Here is a 17,569-nt window from a genome sequence, read left to right as displayed (position 1 = left end):
CAGAACTTGTGTAGAAATGGGCCTATCTTCGCTCTGACGCACGAATTATGTCGGTGGTCGATGACCAAACATATCGTGACAGAGGACAGATCCATGACACAACTCAAACCCTACGCAGAATTGGCCGCACGCATTTTATTGGCCCTCATTTTCATCAACGCCGGGATTGGCAAACTTGGCGACGTTCAGGGGTTTGCGGGTTACATGGCCTCTGGTGGTGTGCCCGGCTTTCTGGCTTGGCCCGTGATCTTGCTGGAAATTATTGGCGGCTTTGCTGTGTTGGTCGGATACCAAACACGTTTTGCAGCGCTCGCCCTGGCCGGGTTCAGCGCGTCAGCCGCCCTGCTCTATCATTTTGTGCCGGGTGATCAGATGCAAATGATCATGTTCATGAAAAACCTTGGCTTGGCTGGTGGCTTCCTTTTGTTGATCGTTCATGGTGCCGGGTCCATTTCCGTGGATGCCAGATCCAATCGTACGCTCGTTACCGTCTAACGGCTAAGAAATAACGTTTCTGCAAAGGGACGGCTCACGTCGCCCCTTTTCCTTTACACAAAAACGAACTAGATCGCCCCCATGGACAAAACATTACATATCGTTGGCGGCGGCATGGCTGGGTCAGAGGCTGCCTGGCAAGCGGCTGAGCGCGGCATTCAGGTGATCATTCACGAGATGCGGCCAAAGGTCGGTACCTTTGCGCATCAGACAGGCAATTTGGCAGAGATGGTCTGTTCCAATTCCTTCCGGTCTGATGATCATGAGGGCAACGCCGTCGGGCTACTACATTGGGAAATGCGCCAGGCCGGCAGCCTGATCATGGAAATGGCAGATCGCCATTCACTCCCTGCAGGATCTGCATTGGCGGTTGATCGCGATCCGTTTGCCGAAGATGTCACAAAACGCCTTCGAAGCCATCCAAATGTTACGGTCGTGGCCGAGGAGATCAGCGAACTTCCCACAGACGGCAACTGGATCATCGCCACCGGTCCGTTGACCAGCGGCGCATTGGGCGATTCCATTCGGGCCCATACAGGCGCGGAAAGCCTCGCCTTCTTTGACGCCATCGCCCCCATCGTTCATGCCGATTCCATCGACATGTCCAAGGCTTGGATGCAATCGCGATATGACAAGGGCGAGACAGAAGAAGAGCGCAAAGCCTATCTGAACTGTCCCATGACAGCGGATGAATACGAGGCATTCATCGACGCCCTGCTCACCGCGGATAAAACTGAGTTTCACGAGGGCGAGACCGCCGGCTATTTTGATGGCTGTCTGCCGATTGAGGTGATGGCCGAACGCGGTCGTGAGACTTTGCGCTTTGGCCCGATGAAGCCCGTCGGTCTGACCAACCCACATCAGCCGGATGTCAAACCCCACGCCGTTGTTCAGTTGCGCAGGGATAATGCCTTGGGGACGCTGTTTAACATCGTCGGCTTCCAGACAAAGATGAAATATGGCGCGCAAACCTCTGTATTTAAAATGATACCTGGTTTGCAAGATGCCTCTTTTGCCCGTTTGGGCGGCATCCATCGTAACACGTTCATTAATTCCCCAACCCTTTTGGATGATCAAATGCGCCTGCGCTCTCGTGCCAATATCCGGTTTGCGGGCCAGATCACCGGGGTTGAGGGATATGTGGAATCCGCCGCCATGGGATTATTGTCCGGGCGTCTAGCAGCGGCTGAACTAACAGATCACCCCATCTCCAGCCCGCCACAAACAACGGCAATGGGGGCGCTGGTCCATCACATCACCGGTGGTGCAGAGGCAAAAACCTTCCAGCCGATGAATGTGAATTTCGGCCTATTTCCCCCAGCAGAGGCCAAAGGTGGCCGGCGCAATCGCAAAACACGTTACAAAGCTTACACCGACCGGGCCAAAGCCGATTGGAAAACGTGGCTGGACGCCCTTTAACAAATTCACCTATTCTGTCGGTATGACGGAAAAATTCCTGGATAAAGCTTACGGCCTGAACTCGGATCAAAGTGGCAAAGACTTCTATGATGCCTGGTCCGACAGTTACGAGGACGAAGTTGCCGAAAATGGATATGCCACGCCCGGCCGCATCGCCATAGCCTTAAAAAAATTCTGTAACCCCGACGTCTCCATTCTGGATTATGGCTGTGGCACGGGGCTTAGCGGTCTCGCCCTGCAAAGCCTTGGTTTTCAAAACATTGATGGAATGGATGTTTCGCCAGAAATGGCCAATGTGGCACAGGAAAAGGGGATATATGGCACTTTGTCTGTCATTAATCCTGACGCATCACAGCCAATTAATCCCGGCAACTATGATGTTATTGTCGCCTGCGGTGTGATCGGTGCGGGCGCGGCCCCGGTATCGGTCTTTGATGACTTAATGACGGCGTTAGCGCCACGCGGATTGTTTGCATTTTCCTACAATGACCATGCCCTAGCAGATCCGGTTTACGAGGCGAAGGTTAACGAATATTTGGACTGTGCAACTGCGACGTTGCTGTTTCGCGATTACGGCCCGCATTTGCCCGGACGAAACATGAAGTCGATGGTTTATGTAGTAGAAAAGAAGTGATCTTTCGCACCCGATTTGCCCCTTCCCCAACTGGCTATCTGCATATTGGCCACGCTTATTCAGCTCTGCTCGCACATGATATGGCGCGGGCGCGATCAGGCCAGTTTCTGCTGCGCCTTGAAGATCTGGATCAGGCCCGATGCCGTGATGAATTTACCCAGGCGATCCTTGAAGATCTGGAATGGCTGGGCATTAATTGGGACAGGCCTGTTATCAAACAGTCTGATCGTCTGGATGTTTATGAAGGCGCCCTTTCGACACTCGCATCCATGAACCTGCTGTTTCCATGCTGTTGCAATCGGCGCGCCATCAAAGAGGCACTATGTGCCCCACAAGAAGGCGTCTCACCCGTTCAAGGACCAGATGGATTGGTCTATCCCGGCACCTGTCGCGATCGGCAAGTGATCGATCAAAACTCCACAGATGCAATGCGACTAGATATAAAAAAGTCCGCAGAACTCATTGGTAACGAAGTTTATTTTTATGAAACAGGTGAATTGGAACCCGATAAAATCGTCGTGTCGTCAGGTGCGTTGATCAACAATGTCGGCGATGTGGTTCTAGGCCGAAAAGAGACCGGGCAGATTTCCTATCATTTGGCTGTGGTTGTCGATGATGCGGATCAGAATATCACTGATGTCGTACGTGGCCATGATCTGTTTGATGCCACACAGATTCATGTCGTGCTCCAGAAATTACTTGGTCTACCCACACCAAATTATTATCACCATCGGCTGATCCGGGACGACGCGGGAAAACGACTTGCCAAACGTGATGACGCGCGCGCGATCAGAAAATATCGACAGGACGGATATACGCCGCAGGACATTCGGAAAATGGTCGGTCTTTAGTCCGCCACCATCGGTTTCATCAGTTCAACTTCGCTGCCATCAGTCACGGATGTGTAAAAACAACTATGCCTGTTGGTGTGGCAAGCCGGGCCGGTCTGCCGGATCACCAACAAAAGACAATCCCGATCACAATCAACACGCAAATCGACCAGTTCCTGCACATGTCCCGAGGTTTCGCCCTTAACCCAAAAACTCTGCCTGGACCGCGACCAATAGGTGACACGACGGGCTTCCAATGTCTTTTGAACCGCCTCTTCATTCATCCAGGCCATCATCAAAACCTCACCAGAACGCTCATCCTGCGCAATGGCCGGGATCAGACCTTGATCGTTGTATTTTAGCGTTGATGTCTCAAAACGCATCATCGACCCCTTTCCTGCACGTCGGTCGTGAACTATCTAGGTCAAACACACCCGAAGGAAAAGCCATGAGCCTGGATTCTGATCTGATTAGCCTCTATTCCACGCGCATTCTGGCGCTTGCGGCCGATATTCCGAACACAGATCCGCTGTCGGCACCCCAGGCACAGGTGAAACGTCGTGCGCCGCTTTGCGGTTCGACAATTACGGTCGAGCTTGTCGTTTCTGATGGCGTTGTCAGTGAGTATTCCCAAGACGTAAAAGCCTGCGCCTTGGGTCAGGCCGCCGCATCCGTCGTGGGTGCTAACATCGTCGGGTGCAGCAAAGAACAGATTCAGACAGCGCGGGATCAATTATTGGCGATGTTGAAATCCGACGGCCCGGCCCCGGACGCCCCCTTTGACGGGTTAGAGGTCCTGTTACCCGCACGCGAATATAAAAACCGGCATGCTTCTATCCTGTTATCATTGGAGGCGTCGCTAGAGGCCATTAACCAGATCACCGACGCGGCATAAAAAAAGCCGCTCTGAAAATCAGAGCGGCTAAGTCGCGTTCGAGGAAGAGGTGATGGCGATCCCGTCACAGACAGGCAGATGTGGGGATCAAGTGCGATAAGTTGGGGACAGTTGCACATCCATCAGATTCAGAACGCAGGCAGAATTCTTAAACAATAGCGGGCAGATGCAGAGCGACGGCCAGCATCACACACAAAGACGCGGCACCCAGAATGTCGCCAATAAGTGCGCCGTGGCTTCTAACTATGACTTTTTTCACCTCTTTGATCATCTCTACACCCTGCAACCGTTCTATTTGTTCCCTTATTGTTCTCACAAACTCTCTTCCATGTAAAGAACTAATTAAGAACATTTGTGAACATATGCTCAACACTTAACCAACAGTGATAAGTTTGATTGCCTTGTCCTGTTCCATCAACCACAGCAAAATACGTGCCGCGCGCCCTCTGTCCGATGTCAAATCTGGATCATCTTGCAGCAATTTACGGGCGTCCGTTTGGGCGATCGCCATCAACCCCGATTGACGTTCCAGATCGGCAACCCAAAACTTGGGGATCCCCGATTGCGCCGTACCGATCGCATCCCCCGCACCGCGAAGTTTCAGATCCTCTTCTGATATTCGAAATCCGTCCTCTGTTTCACGCAGAATTTCCAACCTTCGTCTGGCGCTTTCAGTCAGGGGAGGCTTGAACATCATCAGGCAGGTGGATTTTTCCGATCCACGGCCCACACGGCCCCGTAATTGGTGTAATTGAGACAACCCGAAGGATTCGGCGCGTTCAATCACCATGATAGAGGCATTGGGCACATTGACCCCCACCTCGATTGCTGTTGTCGCGACCAGAACTTTACAGTCCCCAGCCACAAACCTTGCCATGGCCGCATCTTTTTCTGTGTGGGGCATCTGGCCGTGAACCAATCCTACTTGCCCCTCGCCCAAAGCTGCACGCAAGGCTTTGAACCGAGTCTCCGCTGCCGTCAGATCAACGCGTTCGCTTTCCTCAACCAACGGGCACACCCAATAGGCTTGCCGACCCTCCGCAATTGCCTGTCGCAGGTGATCCACAACCTCATCCAACCGCCCATCCGACACCAGCGCGGTGGTGACAGGCGCGCGACCCGGTGGTTTTTCGTCCAGCACCGACACATCCATATCGCCATATTGTGCAAGCGCCAGCGAACGCGGAATTGGCGTAGCCGTCATAACCAGAACATCGGGAGCCAACCCCTTTGCCCCCAGTTCCAGGCGCTGACGCACCCCGAACCTGTGCTGTTCATCAATAACAATGACGCGCAAATCGTTGAAAAACACATCCTGTTGAAAGACAGCGTGGGTGCCCACCATAATATGAATGCGACCATCCTTCAACGCTGCCAGTTTGCGTTTGCGTTCTGCCCCGGTATCCCGCCCGGTCAGGATATCCAGAGTGACACCGGCCTGTTGAGCCAACGGACCCAGCCCATCATAATGCTGACGCGCCAAAATCTCTGTCGGGGCCATCATGACACTTTGACCCCCTGCCTCGACCCCGATCAACAAGGTGTTCATGGCGACCAGTGTTTTTCCCGATCCCACATCGCCCTGCAGCAACCGGTTCATCCGATGGGGCCCTGCCATATCCCCGGCAATCTCTGCCATCACCCGGTTCTGTGCCCCTGTTGGCGTGTGCGGCAGGGCATCGAGAACCTTTTGCGTTAAAACGCCGTTGCCCTGATTGATCACGCCTTTTCGCCGACGCGAATGCCCACGCGCCAAAGCCAACGTTAGTTGATGCGCAAACAATTCATCATAGGCCAATCGCTGTCTTACTGGCGTATCCGGGCTGAGATCGACTGCGGAAGCGGGGCGATGTGCCAATTGCAAAGCATCCCGCCAATCAGGCCACTTCTCTTTAACCTTCAGGGCTGGATCAATCCACTCCGCAACGTCTGGCAACCGGTCTAGAACGGCGGTGCTTGCCTTGACCATCGTCTTTTGCGTCACACCGGATGTCAGCGGATAGATGGGTTCAAACGCGGGCAGCGATCCGGCCTCTTCCGGGCGCAGCACATAGTCTGGATGTGGCATCTGAACGATGCCATCGAACATCTCTGCCCGCCCGGAAACAACGCGTCGCTGACCTGTGGGCAGCAGTTTTTGCACATAGTCCCCACGGGCATGAAAAAACACCAGCTGAAAGCTGTCTTTACTATCCGTAACATGCACACGGTACGGCCTGCCACGAACCTTGGGCGGATAATGTGGCCCGACCTCGACCTCTACCGTCACGACTCGGGGCAGTTCGATCCCCCGAACCGTCGGAACCAGCTTTCGATCCACCCCGGAATAGGGCAGCGTCATCAACAGATCACGCGGCTTCTCGATGTCGGTCTGGCCCAGATGTTGAGCGGTTTTCGCCCCTACCCCGGTCAGTGTTTCCAGCCCGGCGAATAAGGGAAACAGTATTTCCGGGCGGCCACTCATTCGGCACCGATCAATCGCAACCAGGCATCTTCATCAATCGTTTCAACGCCCAGATCGGCGGCCTTCTTTGCTTTGGATCCGGCCTCAGGGCCAGCCACCAAAATATCGGTTTTGGCGGATACTGATCCAGAGACTTTTGCCCCCATCGCCTCTGCCCGCGCTTTCGCCTCTGCCCGGGTCATTTTTACCAACGTTCCGGTGAACACCATGACTTTCCCAGCGATCGGATTATCAGTCACATCCACTTGGGGCATGTCTTGAATGTCCAGTTGCGCCACCAGGCGAAGGATCGATGCTTGCTCCGCCTCTTGCTGAAGGCTTTGGATCAGGGATGTCGCCATCACCACCCCAACCCCGTCAATTGCGATCAGGGCGTCCCAGGCATCCCCTTCCCCAATTTGGGCGGCCCGCACAGCCGTAAAAAAGGCGTCCCAACTGACGTAATTGGTTGCCAAAACCTTTGCCGCCGCTTCCCCGACATGGCGGATACCAAGCGCAAAGATCACGCGGTTCAGCTCGATCTTGCGCCGTTCGTTGATGGCTTGAAACAGCTTTTCAACCGACCGTTTGCCCCAACCATCCCGGTTTTCCAGTTTACCTAAACTGGCACGGTTGCGCTCTGCCAGCGTAAAGATGTCTGCTGGCTCTTTAATTGGCAGCAGCTCATCCACGTAAAAGGCCTCAACCTGTTTGGCACCCAAACCGTCAATGTCAAACGCCGCTCGACCGACAAAGTGTTTCAGCTTTTCAATCGCTTGGGCCGGACAAATCAACCCACCAACGCAGCGTCTGACAGCGTCACCCTCTTCCCGAACCGCGGGCGATCCACACTCCGGACATTGTTTGGGAAACTTATATTCAGGGCTGTCTGCGGGGCGTTTGCTCAGATCAACGTCAGAAATTTTGGGGATGACATCGCCTGCCCGATAAACCTTGACCCAGTCGCCAACGCGAATGTCCTTGCCATCCCGGATGACCGCACCTTTGGAATCCAGCCCCCTGATATAGTCTTCGTTATGCAGCGTCGCATTAGAGACAACAACGCCACCGACGGTCACTGGCGACAAACGCGCGACAGGCGACAATGCCCCTGTACGTCCGACCTGAATGTCGATCACTTCCAGCCGGGTCCAGGCGGTTTCAGCCGGAAACTTATGCGCAATCGCCCATCGCGGCGTCGTGGACCTAAAACCCAACCGGGATTGCAACGACAGATCATCGACCTTGTAAACCAAGCCGTCAATGTCATAGCCCAATGTCGATCTCTGCAGCTCTATCCCTGAATAATGCCCCAACAATTCGGCCACGGTTTCGCAGCGTTTCATCAGCGGATTGGTCTGAAACCCATAGGACGCAAACAAGAAAACAGCGTCCGTCTGGCTTTGCCCTAGCGGTTGGGACACCTCCCCCCAGGCATAGGCAAAAAATCGTAATGGGCGTGTTTTGGTAATGCTTGCATCCAATTGGCGCAGCGACCCCGCCGCCGCGTTGCGTGGGTTGGCAAAAGTTTTGTCCCCCTTCGCGGCCTGCCTTGAATTCAGATCATCAAAATCAGCGTGGCTCATGTAAACCTCGCCGCGCACCTCAAGAATCTCGGGCGCCCCGTCAATCATCTGTGGAATATCGGCAATGGTACGGGCATTTGCGGTGACATCCTCGCCGACTTCGCCATCCCCACGCGTTGCGGCCTGCACCAACTGTCCGGATTCATAGCGCAATGACAGTGACAGCCCGTCAATCTTTGGCTCTGCAGTATAAAACAACGGGGTCGCGGCGGACAGGCCTAGGTAACGACGAATACGCTCATCAAAATCATGCACATCGGCGTCGTCGAACGCATTTCCCAGTGACATCATGCGAACCGCATGTTTCACCTTGGCAAATCCGTCTGATACCGGCGCCCCTACTTGCTCAGAGGGGCTGTCCTCTCGTTTCAGATCGGGAAATCGTGCCTCTATCGCGCTATTGCGTTGCTTTAACCGGTCATATTCTGCATCGGTTAGCTGCGGCGCATCATCACCGTGATATTCGATATTTGCCTGCGACAGCACCTTGGACAGCGCGTCCAACTCTGCCTGTGCTTCGTCACGTGTTAGGTTTTCAACCGGCTTGCCCTGTTCCATTCGGCCCTCTTGGAGGTGTCTTTATCTAAGTGATAGGATCACCATCCCAAGAGGTCCAGAGAAAGAACTTATCCTGCTGACATATGCCGGGAAATGTCGTCAGGCGCTGATGGCAATTGGGCCGCGCGACACGTCAACCTGGGGATCACGCAGAACATACCCACGCCCCCAAACAGTTTCGATATAGTTTTCGCCATGTGTTGCGGCGTTCAGTTTTTTGCGCAACTTGCAGATAAAGACATCAATAATCTTTAACTCCGGCTCATCCATCCCGCCGTAAAGATGGTTCAGAAACATTTCCTTGGTCAGCGTTGTGCCCTTGCGCAGGCTCAACAACTCAAACATCTGATATTCCTTGCCGGTCAGATTTACCGACTGTCCGTTCGCCTCCACCGTTTTGGCATCCAGATTGACCGATATCTGCCCCGTGGTGATGATTGATTGCGAATGTCCTTTGGAGCGGCGAATAATCGCGTGAATTCTGGCGATCAGTTCCTCTCGGTGGAAGGGTTTGGTCAGATAGTCATCCGCGCCAAATCCAAATCCCTTGATCTTGTTTTCGGTATCATCGGTCCCGGACAGGATCAGGATCGGCGTTTCCACCTTGGATAGGCGCAGCTGTTTTAGCACTTCATACCCGCTCATATCCGGCAAATTCAGATCAAGCAGAATCAAATCGTAATCATACAATTTCGCCAGATCGATCCCTTCCTCCCCCAGCTCCGTGCAATACACGTTCAGGTTTGCATGGGTCAGCATCAGTTCAATGCTTTTTGATGTCGTTGGATCGTCTTCTATTAAAAGTACACGCATTTCTTGCTCCGCTTTATCCCTTCACATGTATTAACAATGACTGTGAATGGTTAATCGCCCGTTATCAGCGATTCCTACGTAGCAGTGCAACCTATGATTGTCTATAGCGTTGTAGAGAAGTTGTCTTCAGTGCCTCCGCCCCATGTTTACGAACTGCGTTTTCCCATGCCTCGTATTCCTCACTGCTTAACCCATAAAGCTGTTTCGCCTCCCCTAGTGACAGCAACCCAAAGGCTACGGCCTGCACAACAACGGCTTTACGGCTGGCGACCCATCGTTTGGTTTCCACAGGTGGTAAATCGGCACGTGACAACATTGACCCATCAGGGAGCTTGATCGCTCTTGGTCCGTCTACTTTTTTCAGATACATGGCTGGTTCCTTGCTTGATTAGCAAAACAATTTCCAAATTGCCTTAAGGATGGGTGAAACAGCCTCTTGTTAGTCTGTTGCATTTTCCTATATTCTGACGGGTCTCAGGAGAATTTGAATGACATTGGCGCAAACCACCCATCCGGTGAACTCCCTCGGCTTTGCCAAACCCGAACATGACACACGCGTTGTTGTCGCAATGTCCGGCGGCGTGGACAGTTCTGTCGTGGCCGCCCAATTGGCGGAAGAGGGCTATGATGTGGTTGGCGTCACCCTGCAACTCTATGATCACGGGGCGGCTTTGGCTAAGAAAGGCGCCTGCTGCGCCGGTGTCGATATCCACGATGCCCGCCGCGTTGCCGAAGAGATGGGGTTTCCCCACTACGTTCTGGATTATGAAAACATCTTCAAGGACGCCGTGATTGACGAATTTGCCGACAGTTATCTGGCCGGCGCAACCCCAGTGCCGTGCATCCGCTGCAATGAACGGGTGAAATTCAAGGATCTTCTGGAAACCGCCAAAGATCTGGATGCTGATTGCATGGCGACCGGGCATTACATCCAACGCTTTGATGGTCAGCACGGGCCGGAACTGCACAGCGCGGCGGATGCGAACCGTGACCAATCCTATTTCCTGTTCTCAACGACACCGGAACAGTTGGATTTTCTGCGTTTCCCGCTGGGCCATTTGAAATCCAAGGCTGAAACCCGCAAATTGGCGGCCAAATACGGCCTGCCCGTGGCCGATAAGCCCGATAGCCAAGACATTTGCTTTGTCCCAGATGGCAACTATGCCAGCGTGATTGAAAAACTGCGCCCCGGCGCAGCAGAACCCGGCGACATCGTCGATACCGACGGCAACGTGCTGGGCCAACACACGGGCGTGATCCACTACACGATCGGCCAACGGCGTGGCTTGGGCATCGGTGGGCTTTCTGATCCGCTGTATGTGGTAAAACTCGATGTCGACAAACGCCATGTCATCGTTGGCCCCAAAGAGTTGTTGGCCACACGTATCGTTCCCGTCCGTGAAATCAACTGGCTGGGGGATGAACCGATGGACAGTCGCTCTGAATGGCATGTTGCGGTCAAGGTGCGTTCGACCCGCCCCCCGAGAGAGGCGATCATTCGTCCGATATCCGCGACAGAGGCGAACGTCGAACTATTGACCCCGGAACAAGGCGTCAGCCCTGGGCAGGCCTGTGTATTTTATGACACCGACAGTTCGCGTATCTTTGGCGGTGGCTGGATCTGGCGCGGGAATTAAGGCTCGAGCCCCAGCCCGTCCAGAACGGCCCGCGCTGCACGCACACCCGGCGCCTCTTGTCCCTGCCCCAACCGATCCATCGTGATCTTCATCGCGGCGATCTGTTCGCCCGGGTCTTTCAGAATGCGTGACAAAGCCTCTGCGATCGGTCCAGGTTGGCAATTTGGGCCCAGAAACTCTGGGATGCTGCGGCTTTCCGCCACCAGATTGACCAGCGTCACCGTATCTGTCAGCAACATTCGGCTGATGATCTGACGGCTGATCCAGTTCATGTCATAGGCGATCACCATAGGCGTGCCCGCCGCTGCCAGTTCCAGCGACACCGTGCCAGAGGCCGCCAAGGCCACATCTGCCGATCGAAAGGCCGCCCGTTTTTGCACACCAGCCTGGTCCCCGTCTCGCGGATCAATCACAATCGTGCCTGTGGGCCATTGGGACAATTGCGATATAACCAAATCCGCCACCGGGGCCGCCGCTGGAACGACGAAACGGGCATCTGGGTGTTGGGTTGCAAACGCGTGCAAGGCGTTGCCAAACGTGTCTGATAGGCGCAACACCTCCCCCCGACGCGACCCCGGCAAGACCAACACCAATGGTGCGTCCGCACCGATACCATGCACGTCGCGAAACACTTGCACCTCTGTGTCCGTTGCTTGGTCATGGGCCACAACCGGATGCCCGACGAAATCGCACCGCATCCCTGCTGCCTCCATCAATGGGGGTTCAAAGGGAAACAGCGCCAAAACCTGATCTATCACTGTCGCCATCTTTGCAGCGCGCCCAGCCCGCCAGGCCCAAACCGTGGGTGCCACGTAATGCACCGTTCGAATATCACTCCCTGCTTTGACCAGTTTGGCCACGCGCAGGCTGAAATCCGGGCTGTCGATTGTGATCAGCACATCTGGATTCTGGTCAATCACCGCCTGCGCAGTTTCGGCAATCCTGCGTTTCAGGTGAAAATATTTCGGCGCGATTTCTGCTATGCCCATGACGGACAGCTCGTCCATTGGAAACAGGCTGGTCAGCCCTTCACCCTGCATTCCTGGCCCGCCAATACCTGTAAATTGGATATCCGGGACCAACTGCCTGAGGCCCGACATCAGGGCCTGTCCCAGATTATCGCCCGACGGCTCCCCAGCTATGACAAAGGCGCGCATCAATCCGCGTCCCGTACCCACAGGAACAATCCGGCCGCATCACAGGCCGATACAACCTCTGGCAAGGACAGGACCATTACGCCCCCGGCCTCGATTACCAAACCACCCAATCCAGCAGCGGCAACAGCCCGCACCGTATCCGGCCCAATGGTCGGCAGATCAACACGCCGGTCCTGCCCGGCCTTGGGGGCCTTGTAGTAAACACCCTTACCCCGATCTGGATCAGGGCGGGCCGCAAACGGGGCTATTGCCAACTGATCCAGCATCCAATCCGTACCGGGTAATGCCTCAACAGCCAGCACCTGACCCTGTTGTACCACGCATCCCTGCCCGATATCGGCGGGACCAATCAGTTGCAGAACAGCCAAGCCCCTTTTCGCGTCAGCCTGAGCTACCTCGTCAGGCTCCACTGTCCCCAAAACACCCGAGTTCGGCAGCAGCTCCGGCGCAACCTCATGGGCCGCTTTGATGGTGAATTCAAATTCTTCAAACAGATCCAGAACAAAGCGTAGCGTCGCATCATCCCCGCCTTGCATGGCTTGCAAGAACCGGGGCGCCAACGCCGCTGTTTGGGGGTCAAAGATCGACGGATCCAGCGCTGGTCGATTAACGGCGCCGGCAAAACACACCTCGGTCACACCTCGGTTGCCTAGCTCCATCAGAAATGGCACCAGCCGTTCAATCCTGAATTCAATATCGATCTGTCTGTTTGGCACATCCGGCGCAAAGCCGTGCATGGCGCAAATCAAGGCGTCCGGATCTGAGCTGGAAATCGCAGCAGGAAGCTGCCCGCGCCCGGCAATTATGGCCAGCATGTTTTACCTCGGTGTCAGAAAACTGCGATCGCTGCCGCCAGTTACAAAATTGACGATCTGGCGAACGTAGTCGCTTTCCGTTTCCTCGCCCAAACGTCGCGCGCGGTCCTGAAATGCACCTTCGCCCTGTGCCAGCATTTGATAAGCTGCACGCAACGCGGTGATGTCCGACCTTGCAATCCCGCGCCGTTTCAATCCAATCAGGTTCAACCCATCCAACTGCCCGCGCGGTCCTTGAACCAACCCATGCGGGATGACGTCATTGGTCACCATGCTCAACGCCCCGATGATCGCCCCACTTCCAATCCGTACAAACTGATGGATGCCAGACAGGCCGCCGATAATAACATCATCCTCGATAATGCAATGCCCAGCCACCGCAGAACAATTGACCACGACCACACGATTTCCCATCTGAACATCATGCGCGATATGGGCATTGGCCATGAACAGGCAATCATCACCAATGCGGGTAACGCCACCGCCACCCTCTGTGCCGGTATTGACAGTCACGCCTTCGCGAAATCTGTTGCGGGCCCCGATAATCAGCTGGGTTTCTTCGCCCTTGAACTTCAGGTCTTGCGGGATCTCCCCAATGCTCGCAAAGGGGAAAACAACACAGTCCTCCCCAATCCGCGTTTTGCCAGTGACGACGGCGTGGCTTTTTAAATGGACACCCGACGACAAAGACACGTTCGGCCCGACCGTACAGAACGGGCCAACAATGCAGCCAGCCGCGATTTCAGCGCCATCGTCGATGACAGAGCTTGGATGAATCTGTGCGTCGGGATGAACAGCCATATGATTACTCTTCCAACAAGTGGATCATGGCCGCGAAATCTGCCGTTGTGGCAACCTCGCCATCAACTTTGGCCACGCCCTGGAATTTCCAAATTTTGGAGCCACCACGTTTCACCGTCACATACAGTTCCAGCACATCACCTGGAACAACCTTGCGACGGAATTTGCAGTTATCGACCGACATGAAGTACACCAGCAGTTCCTTATCGATCAGATCCAGCGTGACCCCAACCATAACTGCCGCAGTCTGCGCCATGGCTTCGATGATCGTAACGCCCGGCATGATCGGGGCGCCTGGGAAATGGCCCTGAAAATGTGGCTCATTGTAGGTTACATTCTTGATCCCCATCGCGCTTTCGCCGGAAACGATGTTCTCGACTTTGTCGATCAAGAGAAATGGATATCGATGCGGAATAATTCGCTGTATAATATCAATATCGGCTTCTGTAATCTTTTCAGACATATATCCCCCTATTCGCTGTCATTATTATTGACCACTATCAATTCGCGCGTACCCAAACAAGCAAACAGACCTCAGAACGCGGATTTTCTATACCGTTCCCGATGTTGGCTACTGCTCATCCTGAGGTTCGTCAGCGTTGAATTCAGTGAACAACCTGTCCACGCGGTCGATCACATCATCTGTGATATCGACCCCTTCTGCGGACAAAAAGACCTGTCGCCTCTCCAACACAACCAGACCATTTCGTTCCTCTACAATCTGGCTTAGCACGGGCAGAATCAAATTGAAAAACCTCTGCCTGTCTGCGTCAAAGCGTTGTCCGATTTCCTGCTGTTTGGCGTCTTGAATGGTTCGGATGTTTTCCACCTTGTCATTGAACGCGTCCGCCAGAAGCCGAAAATCGTCCGCCGACATCATTGGTCTTTTCTGGGCGAGCTCAGCCTCTTCCGCTGTCAACTCCTGATCCAACCTCTGATTTTCGGCCAGCAATGCATCACCATCCGCATCAAGTTGCGCCTGAATAGACTGCCCCAAAGCGCTTTCCAGAAACAGCCTATCAGAATCGATGGTCAGCACATCGCCTTTCTGTACTGTTTGCCCCGATGCTGGCCCCGTGGCCACAACAGACAACAATAACAGAAAGTACCGAAGCGCTCGCATATCAGAAAGAGGTCGAGATGGTCAGGTCAAACGATTGCTCTTTGTCATAGCTTTCGCTTTTGATCGGATTGGAAAGGTTGAACCGCAAGGGTCCAAGCGGTGTATCCCAGAAGATAGAAAACCCGATCACGGCCCGCAATGAAAAATCATCGTCCACAGGATCACCTCCTGCCGGGCCACCATTTACATTGTCCAGACTCCACACAGATCCCGCATCAAAGAAAAGACCGCCGCTGATTCCGTACTCCTCTGGCAAGCCAAGCGGAAACTCAGATTCCAACCGAACCACGGCAAAAAGGTTCCCGCCCAATGCATCCTCGTTTGGAACGTTCAAATCACGCGGACCAATCCCATTGCTGTCAAAACCCCGCATCTTGCTTGTACCAAGCAAAAACCGATCCGTTATTCGGGTGTTTCCGGACAAGGAATGCACATGTCCCGCTTCAAAAATCGCGCGCAGCGTAACATCGCCACGGAATGCCTTGGTTTCGCCACCCAGAAATGCAGTCGTTTTCAAGAGCTCAACATCGCCACCAAATCCAGAAAGATCTTGACTGAACCGCAATACGATCCCCGCATCCGGGTTCAGGCCTGCACGACGTGTATCGTAACTATAGCTGTAGCCCAGTGAACTGTTGATCAGGGAACCTTGAGCCAATTCATCGCGCAGAACTTGCGAAGAATCTGCGTCAACAAACGTTACCTCCTCATCTGCGATGCGATACCTTAAAGTCAATCGACCATTTTCGCTGACTGGAAAACCCATCGAAGGTGTGAAGGACAAAGACTCCGTTTGATAAAACGCCCCGTTTTCATCGTCAGTGGTTGCGTATTCCAATGCCAACCCCAAAGACAAGTCACGTCCAAACGCATATGGCTCTACAAAACTGAACCGGCTGACCTGGCTGTCACTGGTTGTACTGATCGCCGCACTAATTTGCTGTCCACGACCAAGGAAATTTCTCTCCGAAAACGAAATGTTGAACCCAACACCATCTGTCCCAGAATAACTGGCACCAAATGTCAGTGATCCCGTGGGTTGTTCTTCCACGTCTACATCAACAATTATTTCCTCTGGCGAACTGCCTTCGCGCGCTTCAACCTCGGCAGAGGCGAAATATCCAAGCGCCCTGATGCGTTCTGCCGTTTCGCGAATGTCGCGTGGATTAAATGGATCACCTTCGACAACACGGAATTGCCGCCGAATGACACGATCCAAGGTGGTGGCATTCCCGGCAATATCAATCCGTTCAACGAATATTCTCGGACCCCGAACGATCGAAAAATCGACATCCAGGGTCAAGTCACGGTCATTGCGTGTGACCCTTGGATCAACACGTACGAAATCATGGTTTTGCCTGACCGCGAGCCGCTCCAGACGGGCAATTGTTGTTTCAATCGCAGTTGGGGAATACGTTTGCCCCGATTTGATACGGATGGCATCCTGATAGATATCTGCATCCACCTCTGGCAAATCAGAACTGGCGGTGATTTCCCCCAGGGAGAACTGCTGACCTTCGCGAATGTTAAAGGTGATAAACACCGCATCCCGGTCACGGCTCAGCTCTGAATTTACCGATAATATCTGAAAATCAACATATCCTCTGGATTGGTAGAAATCAGACAAAACTTGTTTGTCAAATTCCACACGATCGGAAATGAATGTGTCTCTCTGGATCAAGTTGCGCAGCAAACCGGCCTGCTTGGTTTCCAAAACACGACGCAGCCGTCGTTCGGAATAATTCCGATTGCCGACAAAGCTGATGCGTTCGATCTCTGTGACCCGTCCCTCTGAAACCTCAAACACCAAATCAACGCGGTTGTCTGAACGTCGAATGATTTTTGGGCTGACCGCAGCTGCCAAACGCCCTCCTTGCTGATAAGCAAGCGCAATAATTTCGGCGTCAACTTCAGCTAAGGAAGGATTGTACACTTTCCGCGGCTGGGACTGAAGAACCGGCAATAGATCCTCATCCTTCAGGCGCTGATTGCCCTCAATGCTGATCTGATTGATTGTCGGGTATTCCTGAACAACAATCTGCAATTGGCCTCCGTTCGGGACAACCTCAACCGTTTCGAACAGACCGCTTTCCAAGATATTTTGATAAGCGCTATTCAGCTCGCCTGCCGACACCGTTTCCCCCGGAGCGATTCCCGCATAAGTCAGGATTGTTGCGGTCTCTACTCGTTGGTTGCCCGATACAACGATATTGCTGAACCGATAACTTTGCGCTTCGGCCGCCTGTGTAAATGCAAGAACTGCAAATAATATCAACGGTATAATCAGTTTTCGTACTGATTGACCTAACCCGAATAGTTCCATGATATGCCCCGCCATTTAGCCGCAGAGAACCAAGGGTTCC

Annotated in this window: 18 protein-coding genes; 6 read left to right on the top strand and 12 right to left on the bottom strand. The window is 53.7% G+C overall.

The genetic code is table 11. The features are described from left to right. Positions 1 to 60: 60 nt before the first annotated feature. From AC2D8P_RS01350 to gluQRS, 4 genes are all read left to right on the top strand, one after another. The gene (locus AC2D8P_RS01350; protein ID WP_484699777.1) at positions 61 to 495 is read left to right on the top strand and encodes a DoxX family protein; all 435 of its coding nucleotides are present in this window, start codon (positions 61 to 63) and stop codon (positions 493 to 495) included. Positions 496 to 576: 81 nt separating this feature from the next. Beyond that, positions 577 to 1,914 (top strand): methylenetetrahydrofolate--tRNA-(uracil(54)-C(5))-methyltransferase (FADH(2)-oxidizing) TrmFO, encoded by a 1,338-nt coding sequence (trmFO, locus tag AC2D8P_RS01345; RefSeq protein WP_484699775.1) that lies wholly within the window; start codon positions 577 to 579, stop codon positions 1,912 to 1,914. Continuing rightward, on the top strand, positions 1,829 to 2,548 hold the full coding sequence (locus AC2D8P_RS01340; protein WP_484699774.1) for a class I SAM-dependent DNA methyltransferase: 720 nt from the start codon (positions 1,829 to 1,831) through the stop codon (positions 2,546 to 2,548). The genes trmFO and AC2D8P_RS01340 overlap by 86 nt, the downstream gene beginning before the upstream one ends. Continuing rightward, on the top strand, positions 2,545 to 3,399 hold the full coding sequence (gene gluQRS / locus AC2D8P_RS01335) for a tRNA glutamyl-Q(34) synthetase GluQRS (protein ID WP_484699772.1): 855 nt from the start codon (positions 2,545 to 2,547) through the stop codon (positions 3,397 to 3,399). Before AC2D8P_RS01340 ends, gluQRS begins: the two co-directional genes overlap by 4 nt. On the opposite strand, the gene hisI is transcribed toward gluQRS, so the two are convergent. Beyond that, positions 3,396 to 3,761 carry a phosphoribosyl-AMP cyclohydrolase gene (gene hisI, locus AC2D8P_RS01330; protein ID WP_484700575.1) on the bottom strand — a complete coding sequence of 122 codons (366 nt, stop codon included), beginning with the start codon at positions 3,759 to 3,761 and terminating at the stop codon, positions 3,396 to 3,398. The genes gluQRS and hisI overlap by 4 nt on opposite strands. A 65-nt stretch (positions 3,762 to 3,826) precedes the next feature. Here hisI and AC2D8P_RS01325 point away from each other — a divergent pair, with 65 nt between their 5' ends. Beyond that, positions 3,827 to 4,273, top strand: a complete 447-nt coding sequence (locus AC2D8P_RS01325) for an iron-sulfur cluster assembly scaffold protein (RefSeq protein WP_484699771.1) — start codon at positions 3,827 to 3,829, stop codon at positions 4,271 to 4,273. A gap of 148 nt (positions 4,274 to 4,421) precedes the next feature. Here AC2D8P_RS01325 and AC2D8P_RS01320 read toward each other — a convergent pair whose 3' ends face one another. The 5 genes from AC2D8P_RS01320 to sciP all read right to left on the bottom strand — a co-directional run bounded on the left by AC2D8P_RS01320 (position 4,422) and on the right by sciP (position 10,043). Beyond that, entirely contained in the window at positions 4,422 to 4,589 is a 168-nt protein-coding gene (locus AC2D8P_RS01320) for a hypothetical protein (protein ID WP_484699769.1), read from the bottom strand. 57 nt (positions 4,590 to 4,646) lie between these two features. Further along, positions 4,647 to 6,737, bottom strand: coding sequence for an ATP-dependent DNA helicase RecG (gene recG / locus AC2D8P_RS01315; RefSeq protein WP_484699768.1), 2,091 nt, complete (start codon positions 6,735 to 6,737; stop codon positions 4,647 to 4,649). Continuing rightward, complete coding sequence (gene ligA, locus AC2D8P_RS01310; protein WP_484699766.1) at positions 6,734 to 8,860, bottom strand: NAD-dependent DNA ligase LigA; 2,127 nt, start codon at positions 8,858 to 8,860, stop codon at positions 6,734 to 6,736. Before ligA ends, recG begins: the two co-directional genes overlap by 4 nt. Positions 8,861 to 8,959: 99 nt before the next feature. After that, complete coding sequence (gene ctrA, locus AC2D8P_RS01305) at positions 8,960 to 9,673, bottom strand: response regulator transcription factor CtrA (RefSeq protein ID WP_484699765.1); 714 nt, start codon at positions 9,671 to 9,673, stop codon at positions 8,960 to 8,962. A 91-nt stretch (positions 9,674 to 9,764) separates the two neighbouring features. Next, a complete protein-coding gene (sciP, locus tag AC2D8P_RS01300; protein WP_484699763.1) occupies positions 9,765 to 10,043 on the bottom strand; it encodes a CtrA inhibitor SciP in 279 nt (92 codons plus the stop codon). Positions 10,044 to 10,161: 118 nt separating this feature from the next. On the opposite strand from sciP, the gene mnmA reads away from it, so the two are divergent. Then, entirely contained in the window at positions 10,162 to 11,310 is a 1,149-nt protein-coding gene (gene mnmA / locus AC2D8P_RS01295) for a tRNA 2-thiouridine(34) synthase MnmA (protein ID WP_484699762.1), read from the top strand. On the opposite strand, the gene lpxB is transcribed toward mnmA, so the two are convergent. The 6 genes from lpxB to bamA all read right to left on the bottom strand — a co-directional run bounded on the left by lpxB (position 11,307) and on the right by bamA (position 17,529). After that, a complete protein-coding gene (gene lpxB, locus AC2D8P_RS01290; RefSeq protein ID WP_484700574.1) occupies positions 11,307 to 12,467 on the bottom strand; it encodes a lipid-A-disaccharide synthase in 1,161 nt (386 codons plus the stop codon). The two genes, mnmA and lpxB, sit on opposite strands and share 4 nt — an antisense overlap. Then, a complete protein-coding gene (locus tag AC2D8P_RS01285; RefSeq protein WP_484699760.1) occupies positions 12,467 to 13,282 on the bottom strand; it encodes an LpxI family protein in 816 nt (271 codons plus the stop codon). Before AC2D8P_RS01285 ends, lpxB begins: the two co-directional genes overlap by 1 nt. A gap of 3 nt (positions 13,283 to 13,285) precedes the next feature. Beyond that, positions 13,286 to 14,083 (bottom strand): acyl-ACP--UDP-N-acetylglucosamine O-acyltransferase, encoded by a 798-nt coding sequence (lpxA, locus tag AC2D8P_RS01280; protein WP_484699758.1) that lies wholly within the window; start codon positions 14,081 to 14,083, stop codon positions 13,286 to 13,288. A gap of 4 nt (positions 14,084 to 14,087) precedes the next feature. Then, a complete protein-coding gene (gene fabZ, locus AC2D8P_RS01275) occupies positions 14,088 to 14,546 on the bottom strand; it encodes a 3-hydroxyacyl-ACP dehydratase FabZ (protein ID WP_484699757.1) in 459 nt (152 codons plus the stop codon). Between the two features lie 108 nt (positions 14,547 to 14,654). Beyond that, positions 14,655 to 15,122 carry an OmpH/Skp family outer membrane protein gene (locus AC2D8P_RS01270; RefSeq protein WP_484699756.1) on the bottom strand — a complete coding sequence of 156 codons (468 nt, stop codon included), beginning with the start codon at positions 15,120 to 15,122 and terminating at the stop codon, positions 14,655 to 14,657. 85 nt (positions 15,123 to 15,207) lie between these two features. Further along, complete coding sequence (gene bamA / locus AC2D8P_RS01265) at positions 15,208 to 17,529, bottom strand: outer membrane protein assembly factor BamA (protein WP_484699754.1); 2,322 nt, start codon at positions 17,527 to 17,529, stop codon at positions 15,208 to 15,210. Positions 17,530 to 17,569 lie beyond the last annotated feature (40 nt).

The sequence above is a fragment of the Roseovarius sp. YIN77 genome (genome assembly GCF_057219155.1).
The sequence above is the reverse complement of the archived record's forward strand: the minus strand, read 5'-3'. Positions and strand labels throughout refer to the sequence as shown.